Annotated in this window: 18 protein-coding genes and 3 tRNA genes; 16 read left to right on the forward strand and 5 right to left on the reverse strand. The window is 64.5% G+C overall.

The annotated features are described in order from the left end of the window. Positions 1–422: 422 nt before the first annotated feature. The 3 genes from ACWHY3_RS02430 to ACWHY3_RS02440 form a co-directional block, all read right to left on the reverse strand. Entirely contained in the window at positions 423–1,946 is a 1,524-nt protein-coding gene (locus tag ACWHY3_RS02430) for an HAL/PAL/TAL family ammonia-lyase (RefSeq protein ID WP_448127492.1), read from the reverse strand. A 106-nt stretch (positions 1,947–2,052) separates the two neighbouring features. Further along, positions 2,053–2,367 (reverse strand): putative quinol monooxygenase, encoded by a 315-nt coding sequence (locus ACWHY3_RS02435; protein ID WP_448127493.1) that lies wholly within the window; start codon positions 2,365–2,367, stop codon positions 2,053–2,055. 69 nt (positions 2,368–2,436) lie between these two features. After that, a complete protein-coding gene (locus tag ACWHY3_RS02440) occupies positions 2,437–2,868 on the reverse strand; it encodes a hypothetical protein (protein ID WP_448127494.1) in 432 nt (143 codons plus the stop codon). A 125-nt stretch (positions 2,869–2,993) separates the two neighbouring features. On the opposite strand from ACWHY3_RS02440, the gene ACWHY3_RS02445 reads away from it, so the two are divergent. From ACWHY3_RS02445 to ACWHY3_RS02505, 13 genes are all read left to right on the forward strand, one after another. Further along, entirely contained in the window at positions 2,994–4,937 is a 1,944-nt protein-coding gene (locus tag ACWHY3_RS02445) for a DEAD/DEAH box helicase family protein (RefSeq protein WP_448127495.1), read from the forward strand. A gap of 152 nt (positions 4,938–5,089) precedes the next feature. Continuing rightward, positions 5,090–5,167 (forward strand): pyrroloquinoline quinone precursor peptide PqqA, encoded by a 78-nt coding sequence (gene pqqA, locus ACWHY3_RS02450; protein ID WP_075569317.1) that lies wholly within the window; start codon positions 5,090–5,092, stop codon positions 5,165–5,167. 32 nt (positions 5,168–5,199) lie between these two features. Next, complete coding sequence (gene pqqB, locus ACWHY3_RS02455; protein ID WP_448127496.1) at positions 5,200–6,099, forward strand: pyrroloquinoline quinone biosynthesis protein PqqB; 900 nt, start codon at positions 5,200–5,202, stop codon at positions 6,097–6,099. Then, the gene (gene pqqC / locus ACWHY3_RS02460) at positions 6,096–6,938 is read left to right on the forward strand and encodes a pyrroloquinoline-quinone synthase PqqC (RefSeq protein ID WP_448127497.1); all 843 of its coding nucleotides are present in this window, start codon (positions 6,096–6,098) and stop codon (positions 6,936–6,938) included. Before pqqB ends, pqqC begins: the two co-directional genes overlap by 4 nt. Next, a complete protein-coding gene (gene pqqD / locus ACWHY3_RS02465; protein ID WP_448127498.1) occupies positions 6,935–7,261 on the forward strand; it encodes a pyrroloquinoline quinone biosynthesis peptide chaperone PqqD in 327 nt (108 codons plus the stop codon). The genes pqqC and pqqD overlap by 4 nt, the downstream gene beginning before the upstream one ends. Then, positions 7,258–8,382 (forward strand): pyrroloquinoline quinone biosynthesis protein PqqE, encoded by a 1,125-nt coding sequence (pqqE, locus tag ACWHY3_RS02470; protein ID WP_448127499.1) that lies wholly within the window; start codon positions 7,258–7,260, stop codon positions 8,380–8,382. The genes pqqD and pqqE overlap by 4 nt, the downstream gene beginning before the upstream one ends. Before the next feature lie 112 nt (positions 8,383–8,494). Next, on the forward strand, positions 8,495–9,427 hold the full coding sequence (locus ACWHY3_RS02475; RefSeq protein ID WP_087719089.1) for a segregation and condensation protein A: 933 nt from the start codon (positions 8,495–8,497) through the stop codon (positions 9,425–9,427). After that, the gene (gene scpB, locus ACWHY3_RS02480; RefSeq protein WP_303856227.1) at positions 9,424–10,305 is read left to right on the forward strand and encodes an SMC-Scp complex subunit ScpB; all 882 of its coding nucleotides are present in this window, start codon (positions 9,424–9,426) and stop codon (positions 10,303–10,305) included. The genes ACWHY3_RS02475 and scpB overlap by 4 nt, the downstream gene beginning before the upstream one ends. A 79-nt stretch (positions 10,306–10,384) precedes the next feature. Continuing rightward, positions 10,385–11,251 (forward strand): 23S rRNA pseudouridine(2605) synthase RluB, encoded by an 867-nt coding sequence (gene rluB / locus ACWHY3_RS02485; RefSeq protein WP_303856229.1) that lies wholly within the window; start codon positions 10,385–10,387, stop codon positions 11,249–11,251. A gap of 88 nt (positions 11,252–11,339) precedes the next feature. Next, positions 11,340–11,415: transfer RNA gene (locus ACWHY3_RS02490), tRNA-Lys, on the forward strand. Positions 11,416–11,471: 56 nt separating this feature from the next. Continuing rightward, positions 11,472–11,547 (forward strand) — tRNA-Lys (locus ACWHY3_RS02495). 60 nt (positions 11,548–11,607) lie between these two features. Next, positions 11,608–11,683 (forward strand) — tRNA-Lys (locus tag ACWHY3_RS02500). A gap of 362 nt (positions 11,684–12,045) precedes the next feature. Further along, the gene (locus ACWHY3_RS02505; protein WP_448127500.1) at positions 12,046–13,305 is read left to right on the forward strand and encodes a serine hydrolase domain-containing protein; all 1,260 of its coding nucleotides are present in this window, start codon (positions 12,046–12,048) and stop codon (positions 13,303–13,305) included. Between the two features lie 86 nt (positions 13,306–13,391). On the opposite strand, the gene ACWHY3_RS02510 is transcribed toward ACWHY3_RS02505, so the two are convergent. Next, on the reverse strand, positions 13,392–14,855 hold the full coding sequence (locus tag ACWHY3_RS02510; protein ID WP_087719086.1) for a M48 family metalloprotease: 1,464 nt from the start codon (positions 14,853–14,855) through the stop codon (positions 13,392–13,394). Between the two features lie 251 nt (positions 14,856–15,106). Here ACWHY3_RS02510 and ACWHY3_RS02515 point away from each other — a divergent pair, with 251 nt between their 5' ends. Both ACWHY3_RS02515 and ACWHY3_RS02520 read left to right on the forward strand, forming a co-directional pair. After that, positions 15,107–15,358: a sulfurtransferase TusA family protein gene (locus ACWHY3_RS02515; protein ID WP_071232753.1), complete on the forward strand. Its 252-nt coding sequence runs from the start codon at positions 15,107–15,109 to the stop codon at positions 15,356–15,358. After that, on the forward strand, positions 15,355–16,440 hold the full coding sequence (locus ACWHY3_RS02520) for an AI-2E family transporter (RefSeq protein ID WP_332779061.1): 1,086 nt from the start codon (positions 15,355–15,357) through the stop codon (positions 16,438–16,440). The genes ACWHY3_RS02515 and ACWHY3_RS02520 overlap by 4 nt, the downstream gene beginning before the upstream one ends. Positions 16,441–16,459: 19 nt before the next feature. Here the strand turns inward: ACWHY3_RS02520 and ACWHY3_RS02525 are convergent, their stop codons facing one another. Further along, the gene (locus tag ACWHY3_RS02525) at positions 16,460–16,930 is read right to left on the reverse strand and encodes a peroxiredoxin (RefSeq protein ID WP_448127501.1); all 471 of its coding nucleotides are present in this window, start codon (positions 16,928–16,930) and stop codon (positions 16,460–16,462) included. Between the two features lie 376 nt (positions 16,931–17,306). Between ACWHY3_RS02525 and dapA the strand changes: the two genes are divergently transcribed. Beyond that, positions 17,307–18,191, forward strand: coding sequence for a 4-hydroxy-tetrahydrodipicolinate synthase (gene dapA, locus ACWHY3_RS02530; RefSeq protein WP_087719083.1), 885 nt, complete (start codon positions 17,307–17,309; stop codon positions 18,189–18,191). Positions 18,192–18,231 lie beyond the last annotated feature (40 nt).

Below are 18,231 nucleotides of genomic sequence, written 5' to 3' on the forward strand. Positions count from 1 at the left end.
GTGGGTTCTATACCTTGAGCAAGCCGGTTTTTTTATGGGCGCCTGGCTGGGCGGTTGGCTCTATCTTGGCGAGGTTACGACTGATGGCGCTTTTACTGCCCTTATGCACGTTATTACGAGGGGCAAGCCCCTCGCGCTCCCCTTTTTGACGCCACAGAACGATGAAGTCCCGAACGTCTGAGCACCAAACTCGGGTCGGCGCCTAGGGACATCCGACCGCCATGGATGGCGGAAGTGCAGAAAATGCAGGAGCAATTTTCTGCCCTGTCCCAACGCGCCTCGCGCGACATCCATGTCGCGCGCCCCGGTTTGTGTGCTCATCGCTCGGCATCGTTCTGAATAGGCGTCATTGGGGTGGAGACCTTCACCATCACCGATTCGCCCAGCCTCATCGCTATCATCAAGAAATGATGCTGAAACGCTTATCCATAAAGCGCCCAGTGCCGCGCCCGTATCTGCTCGAGACAGAGCCTGAGCTCGCCATCCAGCGCGCGATCTTCGACTACCGGGGCAAAATCCTCGCGCAGGACGTCGACCATCTCGGAAAGCGGGGCGGGCAGAGGATCGCCGCGCAGGTGAACGCCCTGCAGCGCGGCCAGCAGCGCGGCGGCGGCGACCTGTTCGGTGAGTTCGAGCACGCGCAGGGCGTCGCGGGCGGCGATGGTGCCCATGCTGACCTTGTCCTGGTTGTGGCACTCGGTGGAGCGCGAGAAGACGCTGGCGGGCATGGTGCCCTTGAGCGCTTCGGCGGCCCAGGCGGAGGCGCCGATCTGTACCGCCTTGAAGCCGTGATTGATCATCGCGCGTTCGGCCGGTGCGCCGGAAAGATTGCTTGGCAGGCCGTGGTTGTAGCGGGTGTCGACCAGCAGCGCCAGCTGGCGGTCGAGCAGGTCGGCGACGTTGGCGGTCAACGTCTTGAGGCTGTCCATGGCGAAGGCGATATGCCCGCCGTAGAAGTGACCGCCATGCATGACGTCTCCCGCCTCCGGGTCGATCAGCGGGTTGTCATTGGCGCTGTTGAGCTCGGTCTCGATGAAGCCGCGCAGCCAGCCGAGGCTATCCGCCAACACGCCCAGCACGTGCGGGGCGCAGCGCAGCGAGTAGCGGTCCTGCAGGCGCTGTCGTGGCGGCAGATTTTCCAGTTCCAGATCGGCTCTCAGCCACGCGGCGACACGGGACTGACCAGGGTGCGGTTTGGCCGCGAACAGTCTCGCCTCGAAATGGTTGGGGTTGCCGCGCAGGGCGGCCACGTTGAGCGCGGTGATGCGGGTGGCGAGCTTCAGCAGATATTCGGCGCGGCCGAAAGCCTGGCACGCCAGCACGGTCATCACCGCGGTACCGTTCATCAATGCCAGCGCTTCCTTGGGACGTAACGTCAGCGGTTCCCAGCCCAGCTCGGCATGCGCTTCGGCCGCCGTTCGCACTTCGCCGCGCCAGAGCACTTCGCGTTCGCCGCACAGCATGGCCGCCACGTAGGAGAGCGGCGTCAGGTCGCCGCTGGCGCCGACCGAGCCCTCTTCGGGAATGCGCGGCAGCAGATCTTCCTGCAGACAGGCGTGAAGACGCTCGAGCAACGTGAAGCGCACGCCGGAAACACCCTGGCACAGCGACTGCAGGCGAGCGACGAGTACTGCGCGTGCCGCCTCGGGTTCGAGAAACCGACCCAGCCCACAGCCATGGAACGTATACAGCTGGCGCGGCAGCGCCTCGACCTGGGAGAGCGGAATGGCGGTGACCCATGAATCGCCGTAACCGGTGGTGATGCCGTAGATCTGCCCCTCGCGGTCGAGCAGGCCATCGACGACCGCCGCGCCTCGATCGATCCTGGCGCGCCACTGCGGATCGGCATCGAGTGCCGACTCGGCGCGACGCTCGGCCAGAGCAATGACGGATTCGAGGGATAGCGGCGTGGGGCCGAAGACGACGGGGGAGACAGCGACTGACATGAAAACGGCATCCGGGGAAGAAGATCGCCGAGTCTAGCCCGGTGATCCGGTCGTGAACCAGCGGATGCCGTTGGACAAAGGTCGAATGCGGTGGGCTATCTCGACCTCAGGTTGGTCGGATTGCCGTGTAAAAGAAGCGAACCGAAGGCTCGCCATCGAGCAGCGGGGCGGTGCCTTCCTTGAATGGCGGGTAGTGCGGCATCTGCATGTGGTGCTCGAAGGCGGCCCGATCGCGATAGACCTCGTGGAGAACGACGATATCTTCGCTGCCTTCCGGCGTCAGCACGTCGAACGCCAGGCAGCCTTCCTCGTTGGTCAAGGACTCGCTGGCATCGTTGTGGGCCAACGCGAGGAAGGCCGGCACCTGGCCCGGCTTGATGCGGAATTCGGCAATGACCACGAAGTGGGTGGACTCGGCCATGGTGATCTCCTTATCGAAATTGAACGGGGTAATGGCAAGCGCGCCGTCGCCGACACGCCGGCCGAAGCATCAGTGTACGCGCGGCGCCTCGCCCATGCCGAGACGTTCCTGGAATTCGGCCACGGCGCTCTTGAGGAGTTCCAGCAATCCGGGAATCAGCGCGACGCCCTGGTCGGGCCCTTCGACGAACTGTTCGACGCTGACGTGCACGGCCTCATTGTGCACCACCAGCTTGGCCGCTTTCAGCGTATTCATCACGTCGTTGGCGGTTTCCAGCAGCAGCGTGCGATTGGTGGCGGCGGCAGCCTGCCACACGCCGGGCAGCATCAACTGGAAGAACGCCGGCTCGTCGGTAGCGACGACCAGCACGAACTCCAGATTGTCCTGGCGAATGCGCGCCGCCTGGGCGTCCATGGCCTCGATGTCGATCTCCATGGCGCGCAGCTGTTCGATGTAGCGTTCGAGCGGGGTGGGGGCTTCGTGTGAGGTATCAGGCTGCATGAAGGCGCTCCGAAGTCGAGTTGCGGCGACAAGACGCCGATGACAATGAACCCATTGTAAGGCAACTGACGCTATCGGCGAGAAGCCAATTGGCGGCCATGGCGTCGAGGTTTAACATGCCGCCCATGTCCAAATTTCCTCCGGCCAACGCCTTTCCCCAGCTTCGCCCTTACCAGACCCAGGCGGTCGACAACGTCATCGCCCACTTCCGGGGCAGCGACGATCCGGCCGTGGTGGTGCTGCCCACCGGCAGCGGCAAATCCTTGGTCATCGCGGAACTGGCGCGGCGTGCTCGTGGCCGGGTGCTGGTGCTGGCGCATGTGCGCGAACTGGTCGAGCAGAACCACGCCAAGTACCTGGCCTACGGACGCGAGGCGGACATCTTCAGCGCCGGGCTGGGGCGCAAGGAGAGCGGTCGGCAGGTGGTGTTCGGCTCGGTGCAGTCGGTGGTCAACGGGCTGTCGGACTTCGCCACCGGCGACTTCACGCTGCTGGTGATCGACGAGTGTCATCGCGTTTCACTCACTCGGGACAGCGAGGTCGAGCACCATGCCGCGGTGTCCGGGAAAGGGGATCGACGGACCGCTTCCACCTACGAGAAGGTGATTGCGCGGCTGCGCGAGGTGCGACCCAACCTCAAGGTGCTGGGCCTGACGGCAACGCCATATCGGCTCGGCGAAGGGTTTCTCTATCATCGCCACTACCACGGCATGGTGAAAGGGCCGGAGAATGCCTTCTTTCGCGACTGCGTGTTCGAGCAGCCGCTGCGCGTGATGGTGCGCCAGGGCTATCTCGCCGAGCCCCGGCGGATCGATGGCGCCTTGGCGTTCTACGACTTTTCGCAGCTGATGCCACAGCGCAACGGCCAGTTCGCCGAGCGGGATCTCAACGGTGTGGTCCAGGGTAATCGCGCCACGCCCCAGATCATCCATGACGTGATCGAGCGCGCCCGCGAGCGGGAGGGCGTGATGATCTTCGCCGCCACCGTGGCACACGCCGAGGAGGTACTTGGGCTGCTGCCGTCGAACGAGAGTGCGCTGGTGACCGGGGCGACGCCGGGGCCGGAGCGGGAGCGGTTGATCGCGGCGTTCAAGGCGCGCGAGCTCAAGTACCTGGTCAACGTGGCCGTACTCACCACCGGCTTCGATGCGCCGCACGTGGACGTGATCGCCATCTTGCGCCCGACCGAATCGGTGGGGCTCTATCAGCAGATCGTCGGCCGGGGCTTGCGGCTTTCGCCTGGCAAGCGCGACTGCCTGATTCTCGATTATGCCGGCAACCCGTGGGAGCTCTATGCGCCGGAGATCGCCCAGGCGCGCCCGGATGGCGAGAGCGAGCCGGTGCAGGTCGAATGCCCGGAGTGCGGTTTCGCCAACACCTTCTGGGGCAAGCGCGACGGCGACTTCGTGATCGAACATCACGGCCGGCGCTGCCAGGGGCTTCTTTTCACACGCGGCCAAAGCCCCGCGCTCTCTATACGCGCCCAAAGCCACGCGCAAAGCGAAAGGTCAAACCTGGCAGGTGAATCTGATGCCGGCGCGGGGTCGGGCGCCGTGGAGAGTCGACATCAATGCACGTTCCGCTTCCGCTTCAAGGTGTGCGAGCAGTGCGGTGGCGAGAACGATATCGCCGCGCGAGCCTGCGGCCATTGCGGCGAACGTCTGGTCGATCCGGACGACAAATTGCGCGATGCGCTCAAGTTGCGTCATGCCAAGGTACTTCGGGTCAGCGGCATGCAGCTCGAGGCGACTACCAACGGGCGCGGCGTCCCGAGGCTCAAGGTGACCTACCACGACGAGGATGGCGAGACGCTGAACGAATGGTTCGGGCTGGAGACGCCGGCGCAGCAGCACGTTTTCGACCGCGTCTTTCTGCGCCAGCACCTGCGCGCACCGGGCAGTGGCTGGCGGCCCGGTTCGGCCGAGGAGGCGGCTGCCGAAGCGGGGCGTCTGCGCGCGCCGGACTTCGTTATCGGCCGCAAGACCGGACGCCACTGGCGGGTCGACGAGAAGCTGTTCGATTACGTCGGCCGTTACCGCAAGGCGGACGCCGCAGGGGCCGAAGGGTAAAATCGTTTACTTGCTAATAAAATCATTGGGCCAATCGCGACCTTTGTCTAGAATGAAGTGTCGCTCGTTCGAGCGTCTCTTCTGGACGCCGGGCGCAACGGCAGGACGCCGAGTGAGGCGTCGCCCTCAAACCGAAAAGCAAGGAGCTCCCCATGAGCTGGACGACCCCCGAAGTGAAGGAAATCTGCGTCGGCATGGAAATCAACGACTACATGCCCGCTGAATTTTGAACCCGCAGCAAGACGCGCGTGGCGGCGCTGCCTTGCAGCTGCGTGTACTGGGGGCGGCCGCCGGTGGCGGTTCGCCTCAATGGAACTGCCGCTGCGACGTGTGCCGTCTGGCATGGGAAGGCGATCCGCGCGTCACGCCGCGAACCCAATCCTCGATTGCCATCAGCGTCGACGGCGAAAACTGGGCGCTGATCAACTGCGCGCCCGATATCCTCAAGCAGATTCAACAGACGCCGGCACTGCATCCGCGCGCGGGCCGACGGCATACGCCGATCGCCAGCGTGCTGCTGACCAATGCCGACGTCGATCACATCGGCGGGCTGCTCAATCTTCGCGAGAGTTCGCCGTTCCGGCTGCTGGCGACGCCGATGATCCAGGATGTGCTGCGAGGCAGTCCGGTCTTCGATGTGCTCAATCCCGATCACGTCAGCCGTGAATCTATCGCCTTGGACCAGCCTTTCACGCTGCTCGACGGACTGCAGGCCCGGCTGTTCGCGGTGCCGGGCAAGACCGCGCTCTATCTCGAAGGTGACCAGGTCGAGATCGGCGTCGAGGGGGAAAGTACCGTCGGTGTCGAACTGATCGGCGGCGACAGGCGCGCCTACTATATCCCCGGCTGTGCGGCGATGACGCCGACGCTAGCTGCGCGTCTCGACGGTGCCGATCTGCTGCTGTTCGACGGCACCCTGTGGCGCGACGACGAGATGGTGCGCGCCGGTGTCGGCCACAAGACGGGCAATCGCATGGGCCACATGTCGATATCCGGCGCCGAGGGCAGTATCGCGGCGTTGGCCGAACTCTCGCTGGGCAAGCGCGTCTTCGTTCACATCAACAACACCAATCCGGTGTTGATCGCGGATTCCCCCGAGCGCCGGACCGTCGAGCGCGCCGGCTGGGAGATCGCCTACGACGGTATGGAGTTGAGCTGTTGAGCCTGACCTTCGAGAACCATCCGGATCTGACCGAACCCTTGAGCGTCGAGGCGCTGGAAGCGCGGCTGCGCGAGGTCGGCGAGACCCGCTATCATCATCGCCATCCCTTCCAGCTGATGCTCCAGAACGGCGAGCTCGACAAGCGTCAGGTCCAGGCCTGGGCGCTCAACCGCTATTACTACCAGGCGATGATCCCGATCAAGGACGCCTCGCTGATGGCGAGGCTGGATGATCCGGAATTGCGCCGAATCTGGCGTTCGCGGCTGGTCGATCACGATGGTGAAGCGGCGGGCGAGGGCGGGATCGAGCGCTGGTTGAAATTGACCGACGGCCTCGGCCTGTCGCGGGAGCTGGTTGTCTCGACTCGCGGCATCCTGCCGGCGACGCGCTTCGCCGTCGAGGCCTACACCCACTTCGTGCGCGACCGGACGCTGCTCGAGGCGATCGCCTCGTCGCTGACCGAGCTGTTTTCGCCGATGGTGATCGGCCAGCGCGTGCGCGGCATGCTCGAACACTACGACTTCGTCTCCCGCGAGACGCTTTCGTACTTCGAGCCGCGTCTCACCCAGGCGCCGCGCGATGCCGAGATGGCGCTCGATTACGTCAAGCGCCACGCCCATCGCGCCGATCAGCAGCAGGCGGTCATCGATGCCTTGCGCTTCAAGTGCAGCGTGCTGTGGGCAATGCTCGATGCACTGCAACATGCCTACGTTGGCGCCGGCTCGAATGCATCGGGTCAGGTGCCGCCCGGTGCCTGGGGCAGCGGCGTCGAAGGGCAGGAGATCGAAGGTGACGGCCTGGGTGGCCGCCTGGGTGACCAAGGGAGGCTTGCCCGATGAGTGCCGATAGCGATACCCATCTCGATAGCAATGCCGGCGGCGTGCCGGCACTTGCCGAGCGCGACGTGGTGAGAATCCCGCGCGGCGTGAGGCTGCGTGAGGACAAGGCCCGCGGCGGCTGGGTGCTGCTGGCACCGGAGCGGGTGTTCCAGCTCGATCCGATTGCCCAGCAGGTGCTCACCCGCGTCGATGGCGAGCGTGACATCGCCGCCATCGTCGACGATCTGGCCGAAACCTTCGCGGCGCCCCGCGAGCGCATACTCGTCGACGTGCGGGCGATGCTCGCCGATCTGATCACCAAGAACGTCCTGGAAGTGGCATGAATACCCAGCCGGAAGCGCGACAGTCGCCCTCTATGCTGCCACCCCCCATTGGCATGTTGGCGGAATTGACCCACCGCTGCCCGCTGCAGTGCCCGTACTGCTCCAACCCGGTCGAGCTGACCCGCAAGCGTGAAGAGCTCGATACCGAGACCTGGCAGCGGGTCTTTGCCGAGGCGGCCGAGCTCGGCGTGTTGCAGGTGCATCTTTCCGGTGGCGAGCCGGCATTGCGCCAGGATCTGGAAGCGCTGGTGGCGAGCTGCGCCGAGCACGGCCTCTACTCCAATCTGATCACCGCCGGCGTCAACATCAGTCGGACGCGGCTCGAGGCCCTGGCGAATGCCGGGCTCGATCACGTCCAGCTCTCGGTGCAGGGCGCCACGGCCGAGGTCAACGACCATATCGCCAATCTTCCCGGCGCCTTCGACAAGAAGCTCGCCTTCGCGGCGGAGGTGACCGACGTCGGGCTGCCGTTGACGCTGAACAGCGTGATCCATCGCGCCAATCTTCACCAGATTCCCGATCTGGTCGAACTGGCGCTGGAACTCGGCGCGCGTCGTCTCGAGATCGCTCATGCCCAGTACTACGGCTGGGCGCTGCAGAATCGTGGAGCGCTGATGCCGCCACGGGAGCAGGTGATGGAAGCCCTCGAACTGGTGGAAGCCGCCCGCGAGCGGCTGAAGGGCAAGCTGGTGATCGACGCCGTGGTGCCGGATTACTACGCGCGTCTGCCCAAGCCGTGCATGAACGGCTGGGGGCGGCAGTCGCTCAACGTCTCGCCGTCGGGCAAGGTATTGCCGTGCCACGCCGCCGAGACCATTCCCGGTCTCGAGTTCTGGAACGCGCGCGACCATGCCCTGGGCGACATCTGGCAGGATAGTCCCGCGTTCAACGCCTATCGCGGCACCGCCTGGATGCCGGACGCCTGCCAGAGCTGCGACCGCCGCGAGATCGACTGGGGCGGCTGTCGCTGTCAGGCGCTGATGCTGACCGGCGATGCCACCCAGATGGACCCGGTCTGCGAGCGCTCGCCCTATCACGACGAGATCCAGACGCTGGCGATCGTCGATTCGAGCCGAGACGACGAATTTACCTATCGCCGGTTTTCGCGCCAGCCCGCTTGATATCGACGATGGCTGCGTGTCCATCGCCGGTCCGTCGACTTCGTGTCGATAGGCCATCGTTGCATGCCTTGTTAGACTGCGTTCACTATTCAGCAGTGATCCGGGAGGCGGCGTGAGCGTTATCGAATCCGAACGACCCGATGCCGCCGAGGCGTCGCCCTCCGCGCAACTGCCGCTCGAATTCGTGGCGCGGGTCAATGGCGAAGGCCTGACCGAGCTGCCACAGGATCTCTACATCCCGCCGGAAGCGCTGAAAGTCTTCCTCGAGACCTTCGAAGGCCCGCTCGATCTGCTGCTCTACCTGATCCGGCGGCAGAATCTCGACATTCTGGCAATCGACGTTGCCGCCATCACCCACCAGTACGTCGAGTACGTCGATCTGATGCAGGCGATGGAGATCGATCTCGCCGGCGAGTATCTGGTGATGGCCGCGATGCTCGCCGAGATCAAGTCGCGCACGCTGCTGCCGAGACCGCCCAGGGGAGACGACGAGGATGAAGAGGATGATCCGCAGGCCGAACTGATTCGCCGCCTGCAGGAGTACGAGCAGCTCAAGCTTTCCGCCGAGACGCTGGACGAACTGCCGCGAATGGGGCGCGACTGGCACCCGGCCCAGGCGGCATTGCCCGAGCTCGAACCCCGCGTGGTACATCCGGATGTCTCGCTGAGCGATCTGCTCGGGGCGCTGGGCAGCATGCTCAAGCGCGCCGACCTGCGCCAGTCCCACCGGATCAGCCGCGAAGTGCTGTCGACGCGGGAGCGAATGCTCGCGATCATGGCCAGACTCGAGGCGGATCGCTATACGCCGTTCGAATCGCTGTTCGCGCTTTCCGAGGGGCGCGCCGGGGTCATCGTCACCTTCATGGCGATTCTCGAATTAGCGCGTGAGTCAATGATCGAAATCGTGCAGAATGCGCCGCTCTCGCCGATTCACCTGCGGGCCCGGCTGGCGCTGGAGGCGGGCGTTCCCGGCGAGAACGAAGGCGCTCCCGGCGAGGAAGAGGGCGTTTTCGAGACCGGCAGCGACGACGAGGCGAAGGCATGAACCGCCTGATCGACCCCTATGTGACCCCAGTGCTGGACGAAATTCTCGAAGCGGTGCTGCTGGCCGCTGGCGAGCCGGTCTCGCTGGAACGGCTCGAGACGGTGTTCGACGACGGCGGGAATAGACCGTCCCGCGCGGCGATCCGCGAGTCGCTCAACAAGCTCGGCGAGCGGCTGTCGAACGGCGGTGCGCTGGAGCTGATCGAGTCGGCTTCGGGGCACCAGGTGCGTATCCGGCAGCGCTACTCGCCCTGGGTGTCACGTTTGTGGGATGAAAAGCCGCAGCGTTACTCGCGAGCTCTGCTCGAGACGTTGGCGCTGATCGCCTACCGCCAGCCGGTGACCCGCGGGGATATCGAGGAGGTTCGCGGCGTGGCGGTGAGCAGTTCGATCATGCGCACCCTGGTGGAGCGCGGCTGGATTCGCGTCGTCGGACACCGTGACGTGCCCGGGCGGCCGGCAGTCTACGCGACCACACGGGCGTTTCTCGACGATCTGGGGCTGAAGACCCTGGATTCGTTGCCGCCGATGCATGAACTCAAGGCCTTCGAAACGTTCGAAACCGGCATGCGCGAGCCGTTCGCCGATGTACCCGATGTCGATACTGGCGGCGTCACCGGCAGCGAAACGCCACCGCTCGCAGGGGAAGAAACCCCTAAAGCAGTGGTGGAAACAGAAGAAACCGATTTATCGGCAGCGTCGGGTGAATGTGACAATGATGAGCCCGACAACGACGAACACGCCGAGATGGCGTCCCCCGGCGAGTCGCTGAGTTTTGCCGAGCTCGAAGCGCGACTGGCCGAACGTGCCCGAAAACGTCAGGCCGAGGCGGCGAAGAGCGCCGACCCGGCGGACGAGAATTCGGGCACGGACACCTGAGAGCCGCCAATTCCGATCGGTTTGCCTGTGGGCGCAACGGTCACTGGCGAACTCTCTAGCCGACGAGGCAATGAACGACATGACGGATACCAACACCGAGAAGCTGCAGAAAGTGCTGGCGCGCGCCGGTTACGGCTCGCGACGGGAGATGGAAACGGCGATCAGCGCCGGCCGCATCAAGGTCAACGGCCAGGTCGCCAAGCTGGGCGACCGGGTCGGGGCACGCGACCGCGTGGCGCTCGATGACCGGGCGATCAATCTGCGGGCGGTCGAGGAAGTGCCGCGACGGGTGATCATGTACAACAAGCCGGAAGGCGAGCTGTGCACCCGCAAGGACCCCGAAGGCCGGCGGACCGTCTTCGAGCGCCTGCCGCGACTCAAGGGCGAGCGCTGGATCGCGATCGGTCGTCTCGACATCAACACCAGCGGGCTGTTGCTGTTCACCACCGACGGCGAGCTGGCCAATCGGCTGATGCATCCTTCGCATCAGATCGAGCGGGAGTACGCAGTACGCGTGATGGGCGAGGTGAAGCGCGAGCACGTGGTCAACATGGTCGAGGGCGTGATGCTCGAGGACGGCCCGGCCCGTTTCACCGACGTGCAGGAGTTCGGCGGTGAAGGCATCAATACCTGGTTTCACGTGGTGATCCTGGAAGGCCGCAACCGCGAGGTGCGCCGGCTGTGGGAATCCCAGGGGCTGACCGTCAGCCGCCTGAAGCGCGTGCGCTACGGCAACATCTTCCTCGACAAGCGGGCCAAGGCCGGCGAGTGGACGGAGATGACCCAGGACGAGATCGACGAGCTTTCGACCCTGGCAGGCCTCGAGCCGCGCAAGGTGCCGGAGATGACGCCGGACGAGAAGAATCGCTGGAGCCGCGACAAGAACAAGCGTCGCCCGGTGACCGCGATGAAGAAACCGCGTCGGCCGCGCCGCGAAGACGCCTGACCCCGGCGGCATGGTGGTTGCCTCGGAGCGGGGAAAAAACGCTTGCCTGCTCCGAGGCTTATGAGTAATATGTGCGCCCAGTCGGAAGGGGTCGTTAGCTCAGTTGGTAGAGCAGTTGGCTTTTAACCAATTGGTCGTAGGTTCGAATCCTACACGACCCACCACTTTCCGACGGGTCGATGTTTTTGGCGCAAACGAGTGCCATTGATCAAAAGAGCATGGGTCGTTAGCTCAGTTGGTAGAGCAGTTGGCTTTTAACCAATTGGTCGTAGGTTCGAATCCTACACGACCCACCATCGATCTCTTTCCTCGCCTTCACGGCATCGATTCGGCTTCCAGCGCCGATCATCCGTTCCGGGTCGTTAGCTCAGTTGGTAGAGCAGTTGGCTTTTAACCAATTGGTCGTAGGTTCGAATCCTACACGACCCACCATTCTGTTTTATTCCTTCGCTTCACGCTGAGTTGATGCGCGCCTGGTCGTGTCTGTGGTACTGGTTGATCTAGGGTCTGTTGACGTTTCATGCACGGCCGCGCCGGAGCCAGTTTTTGTGCGGAGGCAAGGCGTGAGGAGCGTAGTTTGGTCATTCCAAATGAACGACGAATAACGCAGCACCGTGCAAAAACTGGCCCGGCCCTTCGGGTTGCGCGGCAAATGGCGCCATGCGGCGTTGCGGGGTTGGAAAAGGGAACCACCCTTCTCTGCATCCCGCGCCTGGCCTGGCGCCATTTGGCGCAGCAACGCGGTTCGCGCAGAAACGTCAACAGACCCTAATGACCGTTCCAGGAGAGAGCCCATGTCTTCCCGTGCCTCCGCGCCGCTCGCTGCCGCTCGACACTCGTCCCGATCGAGTGCCGTCTATCGCCATGCCGACGAGCCGATCGGCAGCGTCGAGCAGATCTACAGCGGGCGGTTGGTTCCGGATCTGGCGGTCAGCACCTTTCGCAATATCGACCGGCTGTTTCCTTCGAGGGTCGTCACTGGCAGCGAGCGGCCACGCCCGCTGCCGCAGGCGCTGGAGAGTCTCGACGGGGTGCTGGCCACGGTGAATGGCGAGTCCTACGACCTCTACGACTATCTCGCCTTGAACCAGGTCACCGGGCTGGTGGTTCTCCACCGGGGCCGCATCGTCCACGAGACCTATCAGCGCGGCAACGATCGCGATACGCGCTGGATGTCGATGTCGGTCGCCAAGTCCATCTGCTCGACGCTGGCCGGCATGGCGATTCAGGACGGGTCGATCCGGGAGGGACTGGCGGCTCGGGTGGTCGACTACGTGCCGGTGCTGGCGGGAAGCGCCTACGATGGCGTGAGTCTGCGCGATCTGCTGATGATGGCCTCCGGCGTGGCCTGGAACGAAACCTACACCGACCCGGCGTCCGATCGCCGCCGGCTGCTCGAGGCGCAAGTCGCCCAGCAACCGGGCGGGGCGATGGCGGTAATGGCGTCGCTGCCTCGCACCGCGATGCCGGGCGCGGTCCACAACTACAGCACCGGCGAGACGCAGATTCTTGCCGAACTCGTTCGCCGTGCCGTCGGCCGGCCGTTGGCCGACTATCTGTCGGACAAGCTATGGCAGCCCTTCGGCATGGAGCACGAGGCCACCTGGTGGCTGGAGTCGCCGGACGGCATCGAGATCGGCGGCAGCGGGATCAGCGCAACGTTGAGAGATTACGCGCGTTTCGGCCAGTTCATGCTCGAAGGCGGGAAGATCGATGGCGAGCCGCTATTGCCCGAAGGCTGGATCGCCGAGGCCACGAGGCCGACCACGCTCGCTGGCGGTGAGTCGCTGGGCACCGTATCACCGGGCACGGTATCACCGGGCTCTGTACCACTGGAATATGGCTACATGTGGTGGACGGCCTGGACGGACCCTTCACGCCAGGACCAGGCCTATGCGGCGAAGGGTATCCACGGGCAGGCCATCTACGTCAATCCGGCCCGCGAGATCGTGATCGCGCAGAACGCCGCCGCCCCCAAGCCGTTGGGCAAGTTGGCGATCGATCCCATGGCGTTCTTCGACGCGATCGTCGCGCACCTCGACCGGCATCGCTGAGTCCTGCTCTCCGGCCGTTTCTTTCTCGGCGCGAGCTCGGCGCGAGATGTCCGGAAGCCATCGCCGGGGTCCCATGGCGGGGCAGATCAGAAGTTTTGCATCGTATCCCGGTAGCCGAGGAAATCCTGGCGCCGCTGCTCGATGCGGCTGGCCATGGCGTAGTCGCCGCTCTGCCTGGCCACTTTCTCGGCGGAGTCTATCTGGCGGATGGCGGTGTCGATGCGTCCTTCGAGCTGTAGCTGCTCGGCGCGCGCCAGCTGGCCCCAGGCATCACGGCCGGTGCGGCCGGCGGCCTCGGCCAGTAGTCCGAACACGTTAGGGTCCTCCGGATACTGTTCGCTCATGGCGCGCAGTACGTCGAACGCCTGGGCAGGGGACGTCTGCACCAGGGCTTCCGCCTGTACCCATTGCGCCGGATAGTAGGAGGGGGAAAGCCGCAGGATGCGCTGCGCTCGCGTCACGGCCTCCTGGCGGCGGTCGGCGTCGTAGGCGATCTGCGCCGCCGTGGCGGGGATCATCGAAAGATCGGGGTATTGTCGGGCCAACTCGTCCAGCGTTTCCAGCGCGGCGTCGGTGCGCGTCTGCCGGGCATCGATCAACGCCTGAAGGTAACTCAACGCTGCCGGCGGCGGATCGTCCTGCTCGAGCGCCGTCATCGCCTGGCTCGGGTTGTCCCGGTTGATCAGCAGCAGCGCTCGCCCGCGAATCATGGCGTAAGTCGGGTCGTCACGGTGGGGAGGTGATGGCAACTGATCGGCGCGCGTCTGGGTATCGCTGATGCGCGATTCGGTGACCGGGTGTGTCAGCAGAAACTCCGGCGGATTGCCGCCTTGCAGCGCGGCGAGCTTCTGCAGCGTGCGGAACATGTCCGGCATGGCCTGCGGGTCGTACCCGGCCTTGGCCATGGCGCCGAGACCAACGCGATCGGCCTCCTGCTCGAAGCGCCGGGAGTAGGCGAGCTGGTCCTGAATGAAGGCAGCCTGCGTTCCCATCATGGCGGCGATGCCGGCGCTGCCGCCACCCCCGGCCGCGAGCACCATGCCCGCCAGCATCGCCGCCATGGTCGGCAGCTGCGTCTCCTCGACCCGCTCCATGCGCCGGGCATAGTGGCGCTGGGCCAGGTGGCCCAGCTCGTGAGCCAGCACCGAGGCGAACTCGTCCTCTTCGGGCGCGGTGGTGAACAGGCCGGCATTGACCCCGACCACGCCGCCGGGCACGGCGAAGGCGTTGAGCAGACGACTGTCGACGAGCGTGACCACGAGCCGTTCGTTGACGCCGCTGTATGGCACCAGTTTGGCCAGCATCGAGCGGACGTAGGTCTGGGTGATCGGATCCTGCCATGGGTCGGTCTGGGCGCGGAACTGGCGTAGCCAGGCGCGACCCAGGCGGTATTCGTCACTGGTGGTGACGGCAGCACTGGTACTGCCGAGATCCGGAAGCTGATAGCCTTGCTGGGCCTGGGCGAGCGGGGCGGCGCCGGCCAGCGTGGCGGATAGCAACGAGACGGCCAACAGCTGCCGTTTGAATGATGTCGGTCGGTGGTTTGTCATGCTGACGGTCTCGATCCCCATTCAGGCAAAGCTACGGTACACGCAAAAGACCCGGCGCAGCCAAAGATACGCTGCAGGCGAAAGCCACGGTAGGGGGTAACGGTCTGGGTTATCATGCCTTCGACTACAGTTTGTCGCAGACGTGCCCAGGCGCTTTCCAAAAGTCGGGGAGCGATGCCACCGGCCCCGTGGCAGGCTAACGAACTTTCGATTCGTCTTTCAATTTACCGTTCACCAACCCGGAATCTGTTATGTCTCAAGCGCCCGATTGCCGGCTGGATGCCTCCGGTCTGAGCTGTCCGCTTCCGTTGCTCAAGGCCAAGCAAGCTCTCGCCGGCATGCAAGCCGGGCAACTGCTCGAAGTGATCGCGACCGACGCGGGCTCCTGGCGTGACTTCGAGAGTTTCGTCGAGCATAGCCGGCATACGCTGGTCGAGCGCGAGCAAGCGGACGGAATCTATCGCTACTGGCTGCGCAAGGCGGATGGAGACGCACCGGCATGAGTTTGAAGGGCATCCTGCGTAACTGGTTCGAGCGTTATCTCTCCGATGAAGAAGCGATCGTCCTGCTGGCACTGCTGATCGGCGGCTTTGCCATCGTGATCTGGCTCGGCGGTGCGCTGGCACCGTTTTTCACCGCGCTGGTCGTCGCCTTCCTGTTGCAGGGCGTGGTGGCCTGGCTGGAGCGTCGAGGGCTGCCGCGTCTGCTGGCGGTCGGGCTGGTCTTTCTGCTGTTCGTGGGGGCGCTACTCGCCTTGGCGCTGGTCATCATGCCGCTGGTCTGGAATCAGCTGGTCGAGCTGGTCCAGGAGGCCCCCAGCATGTTTGCCAGCAGCCAACGCTGGCTGGGCGAGATGCAGACGAAATACCCGACCATCGTCACGCCGGATCAGATCCAGGGGTGGATCGCCACGGCGGGCCACCAGGCGTCGCAGCTCGGCCAGCGGGCGCTGACCTTCTCGCTGGCGTCGCTGGGCAACCTGATGGCGGTGATCATCTACCTGGTACTGGTGCCGATCCTGGTCTTCTTCATGCTCAAGGATCGCGAGCGGCTGGTCGCCTTCATGCTGTCGATGCTGCCGGGCAGACGCACGCTGATGACCCGTATCTGGAATGAGATGGACGATCAGATCGCCAACTACGTGCGCGGCAAGACCATCGAGATCATCATCGTCGGCAGCGTGGCCTTCATTCTCTTCTGGGCCTTCGGATTGCCCTACGCCGCCTTGCTGGGGCTGATGGTGGGACTGTCGGTGCTGGTGCCCTACATCGGTGCCGCGGTTGCCACGCTGCCGGTCGCGGCAGTGGCGGGCTTCCATTTCGGGGTCAGCGAGCAGTTCCTGTATGTGCTGGTGGCGTACGCCATTCTGCAGGCGCTCGACGGCAATGTGCTGGTGCCGATCCTGTTCTCGGAAGCGGTCAACCTGCACCCTGTCTCGATCATTCTGGCAGTGCTGTTTTTCGGCGGGCTGTGGGGCTTCTGGGGCGTGTTTTTCGCGATTCCGCTGGCGACGTTGATCAAGGCGCTGGTGCAGGCCTGGCCGCGAGGCGAGTCGGGCCAGGCCGAGATAGAGAAGACGCCCTGAAGCGCGACCTCGCCAACTGTCAGGCGTCGAGTTCGCGCGCCGCTTCGAGCACTTCGTCCACGTGCCCCGGCACCTTGACGCCGCGCCACTCGCGGGCCAGGTTGCCGTCGGCGTCGATCAGGAACGTGCTGCGCTCGACGCCCAGATGCTCCTTGCCGTACATCTTTTTCAGCTTGATCACGTCGAACTGCCGGCAAACCGCTTCGTCGCGATCGGAGATCAGCTCGAACGGGAAGCCCTGCTTGGCCTTGAAGTTCTCGTGCGACTTGAGGCCATCCCGCGAGACGCCGAAGACGACCGTGTTGGCGGCCTCGAACTCGCCGATCCGGTCGCTAAAATCGCCGCCTTCGGTGGTGCAGCCCGGGGTGCTGTCCTTGGGATAGAAATAGATCACCACCTGCTTGCCACGGTAGTCGCCGAGACGAAAGGTCGTGTCGCCGGTGGCCTCGGCGGAGAAGTCTTCGACGGGTTGTCCAACGCTGAGGGTCATGAGCCGCTCCGAAATGAAAGGGGAATGGATCGTCAAAATCCCTGAGGATTCCGTTGCGAACGAACGATAGCCGATTCTGGCGGTCAATGCTCGGGCATGGCGATCCTCGAGACGGGCGACGAGATCATCACAGGACGGCGTCGTGTGTCGAGGCGTCGATCTCGGCGGGGAGCCGGCTTGCCGGCTGTACACGCCGAGGCTGCCTGAGTACCATCTGAGGTTTGCAAAATCGTGCCTGGGTAGGCGCCATGCCCGCATCGGCATGCGTCCGGGGTTCCGGGATCCGTCAGGTCCGGTTGTTCGCTTGCTGGATAATCGACTTGCGGTGAGTTAACGCGGCCGGCGTCCATCCCGGCCACAGGGAGAGAGCTGCAAGATGATCACAGGCAGTATCGTTGCCATGGCGACGCCGATGAAAGCCGGTGGCGAGATCGACTGGGAGGCGCTGCGTCGCCTGGTGAATTTTCATCTCGATCACGGCACTGACGCGATCGTCGCCGCCGGTACCACGGGTGAACCGACCACGATGTCGTTCGCCGAGCACTTCGATGTCATCCGCACGGTGGTCGAAGAGGTCAACGGTCGGATCCCGGTCATCGCCGGCACGGGCGCCAACAACACGGCCGAAGCGGTCGAGCTGGCGCGCTATGCCAGCGAAGTGGGCGCCGACTGCTGTCTGTCGGTGGCGCCTTACTACAACAAGCCGACCCAGGAAGGCTTGTATCAGCATTTCAAGGCGGTCGCCGAAGCCAGCGAACTGCCCATCATTCTCTACAACGTGCCCGGCCGCACCTGCTCCGACATCTACAACGAGACGGTCTTCCGCCTGGCGGAGCTCGAGCGGATCGTCGGCTTGAAAGACGCCACCGGCAACCTGGAACGAGCCGAGGAGCTGATCGATCGGCTCAAGGGCAGCGATTTCGCGCTCTACTCCGGTGACGATCCCACCGCTTGCGACTTCATGCTGATGGGCGGCCATGGCGATATCTCCGTCACCGCCAACGTGGCGCCGCAGTCGATGCATGATCTCTGCGTCGCGGCGACCAGCGGCCAGCGCGAGAAGGCGCACCAGATCAATGCGCGTCTGGCGCCGCTGCACACGGCGCTGGGGATCGAATCCAACCCGATTCCGGTCAAGTGGGCGCTCAACCGCATGGGTTATGCCGACACCGGGATCCGGCTGCCGCTGACCTGGCTGTCAGAACGCTATCACGGCAGCGTCGGCGAAGCGCTGCAGCTCGCCGGCATCGACAGTAAGTGATACCACCCGGCGTGGATCGAATCGCCAACCAGCCCATTGC

It is taken from the genome of Salinicola sp. NYA28a (assembly GCF_976982775.1).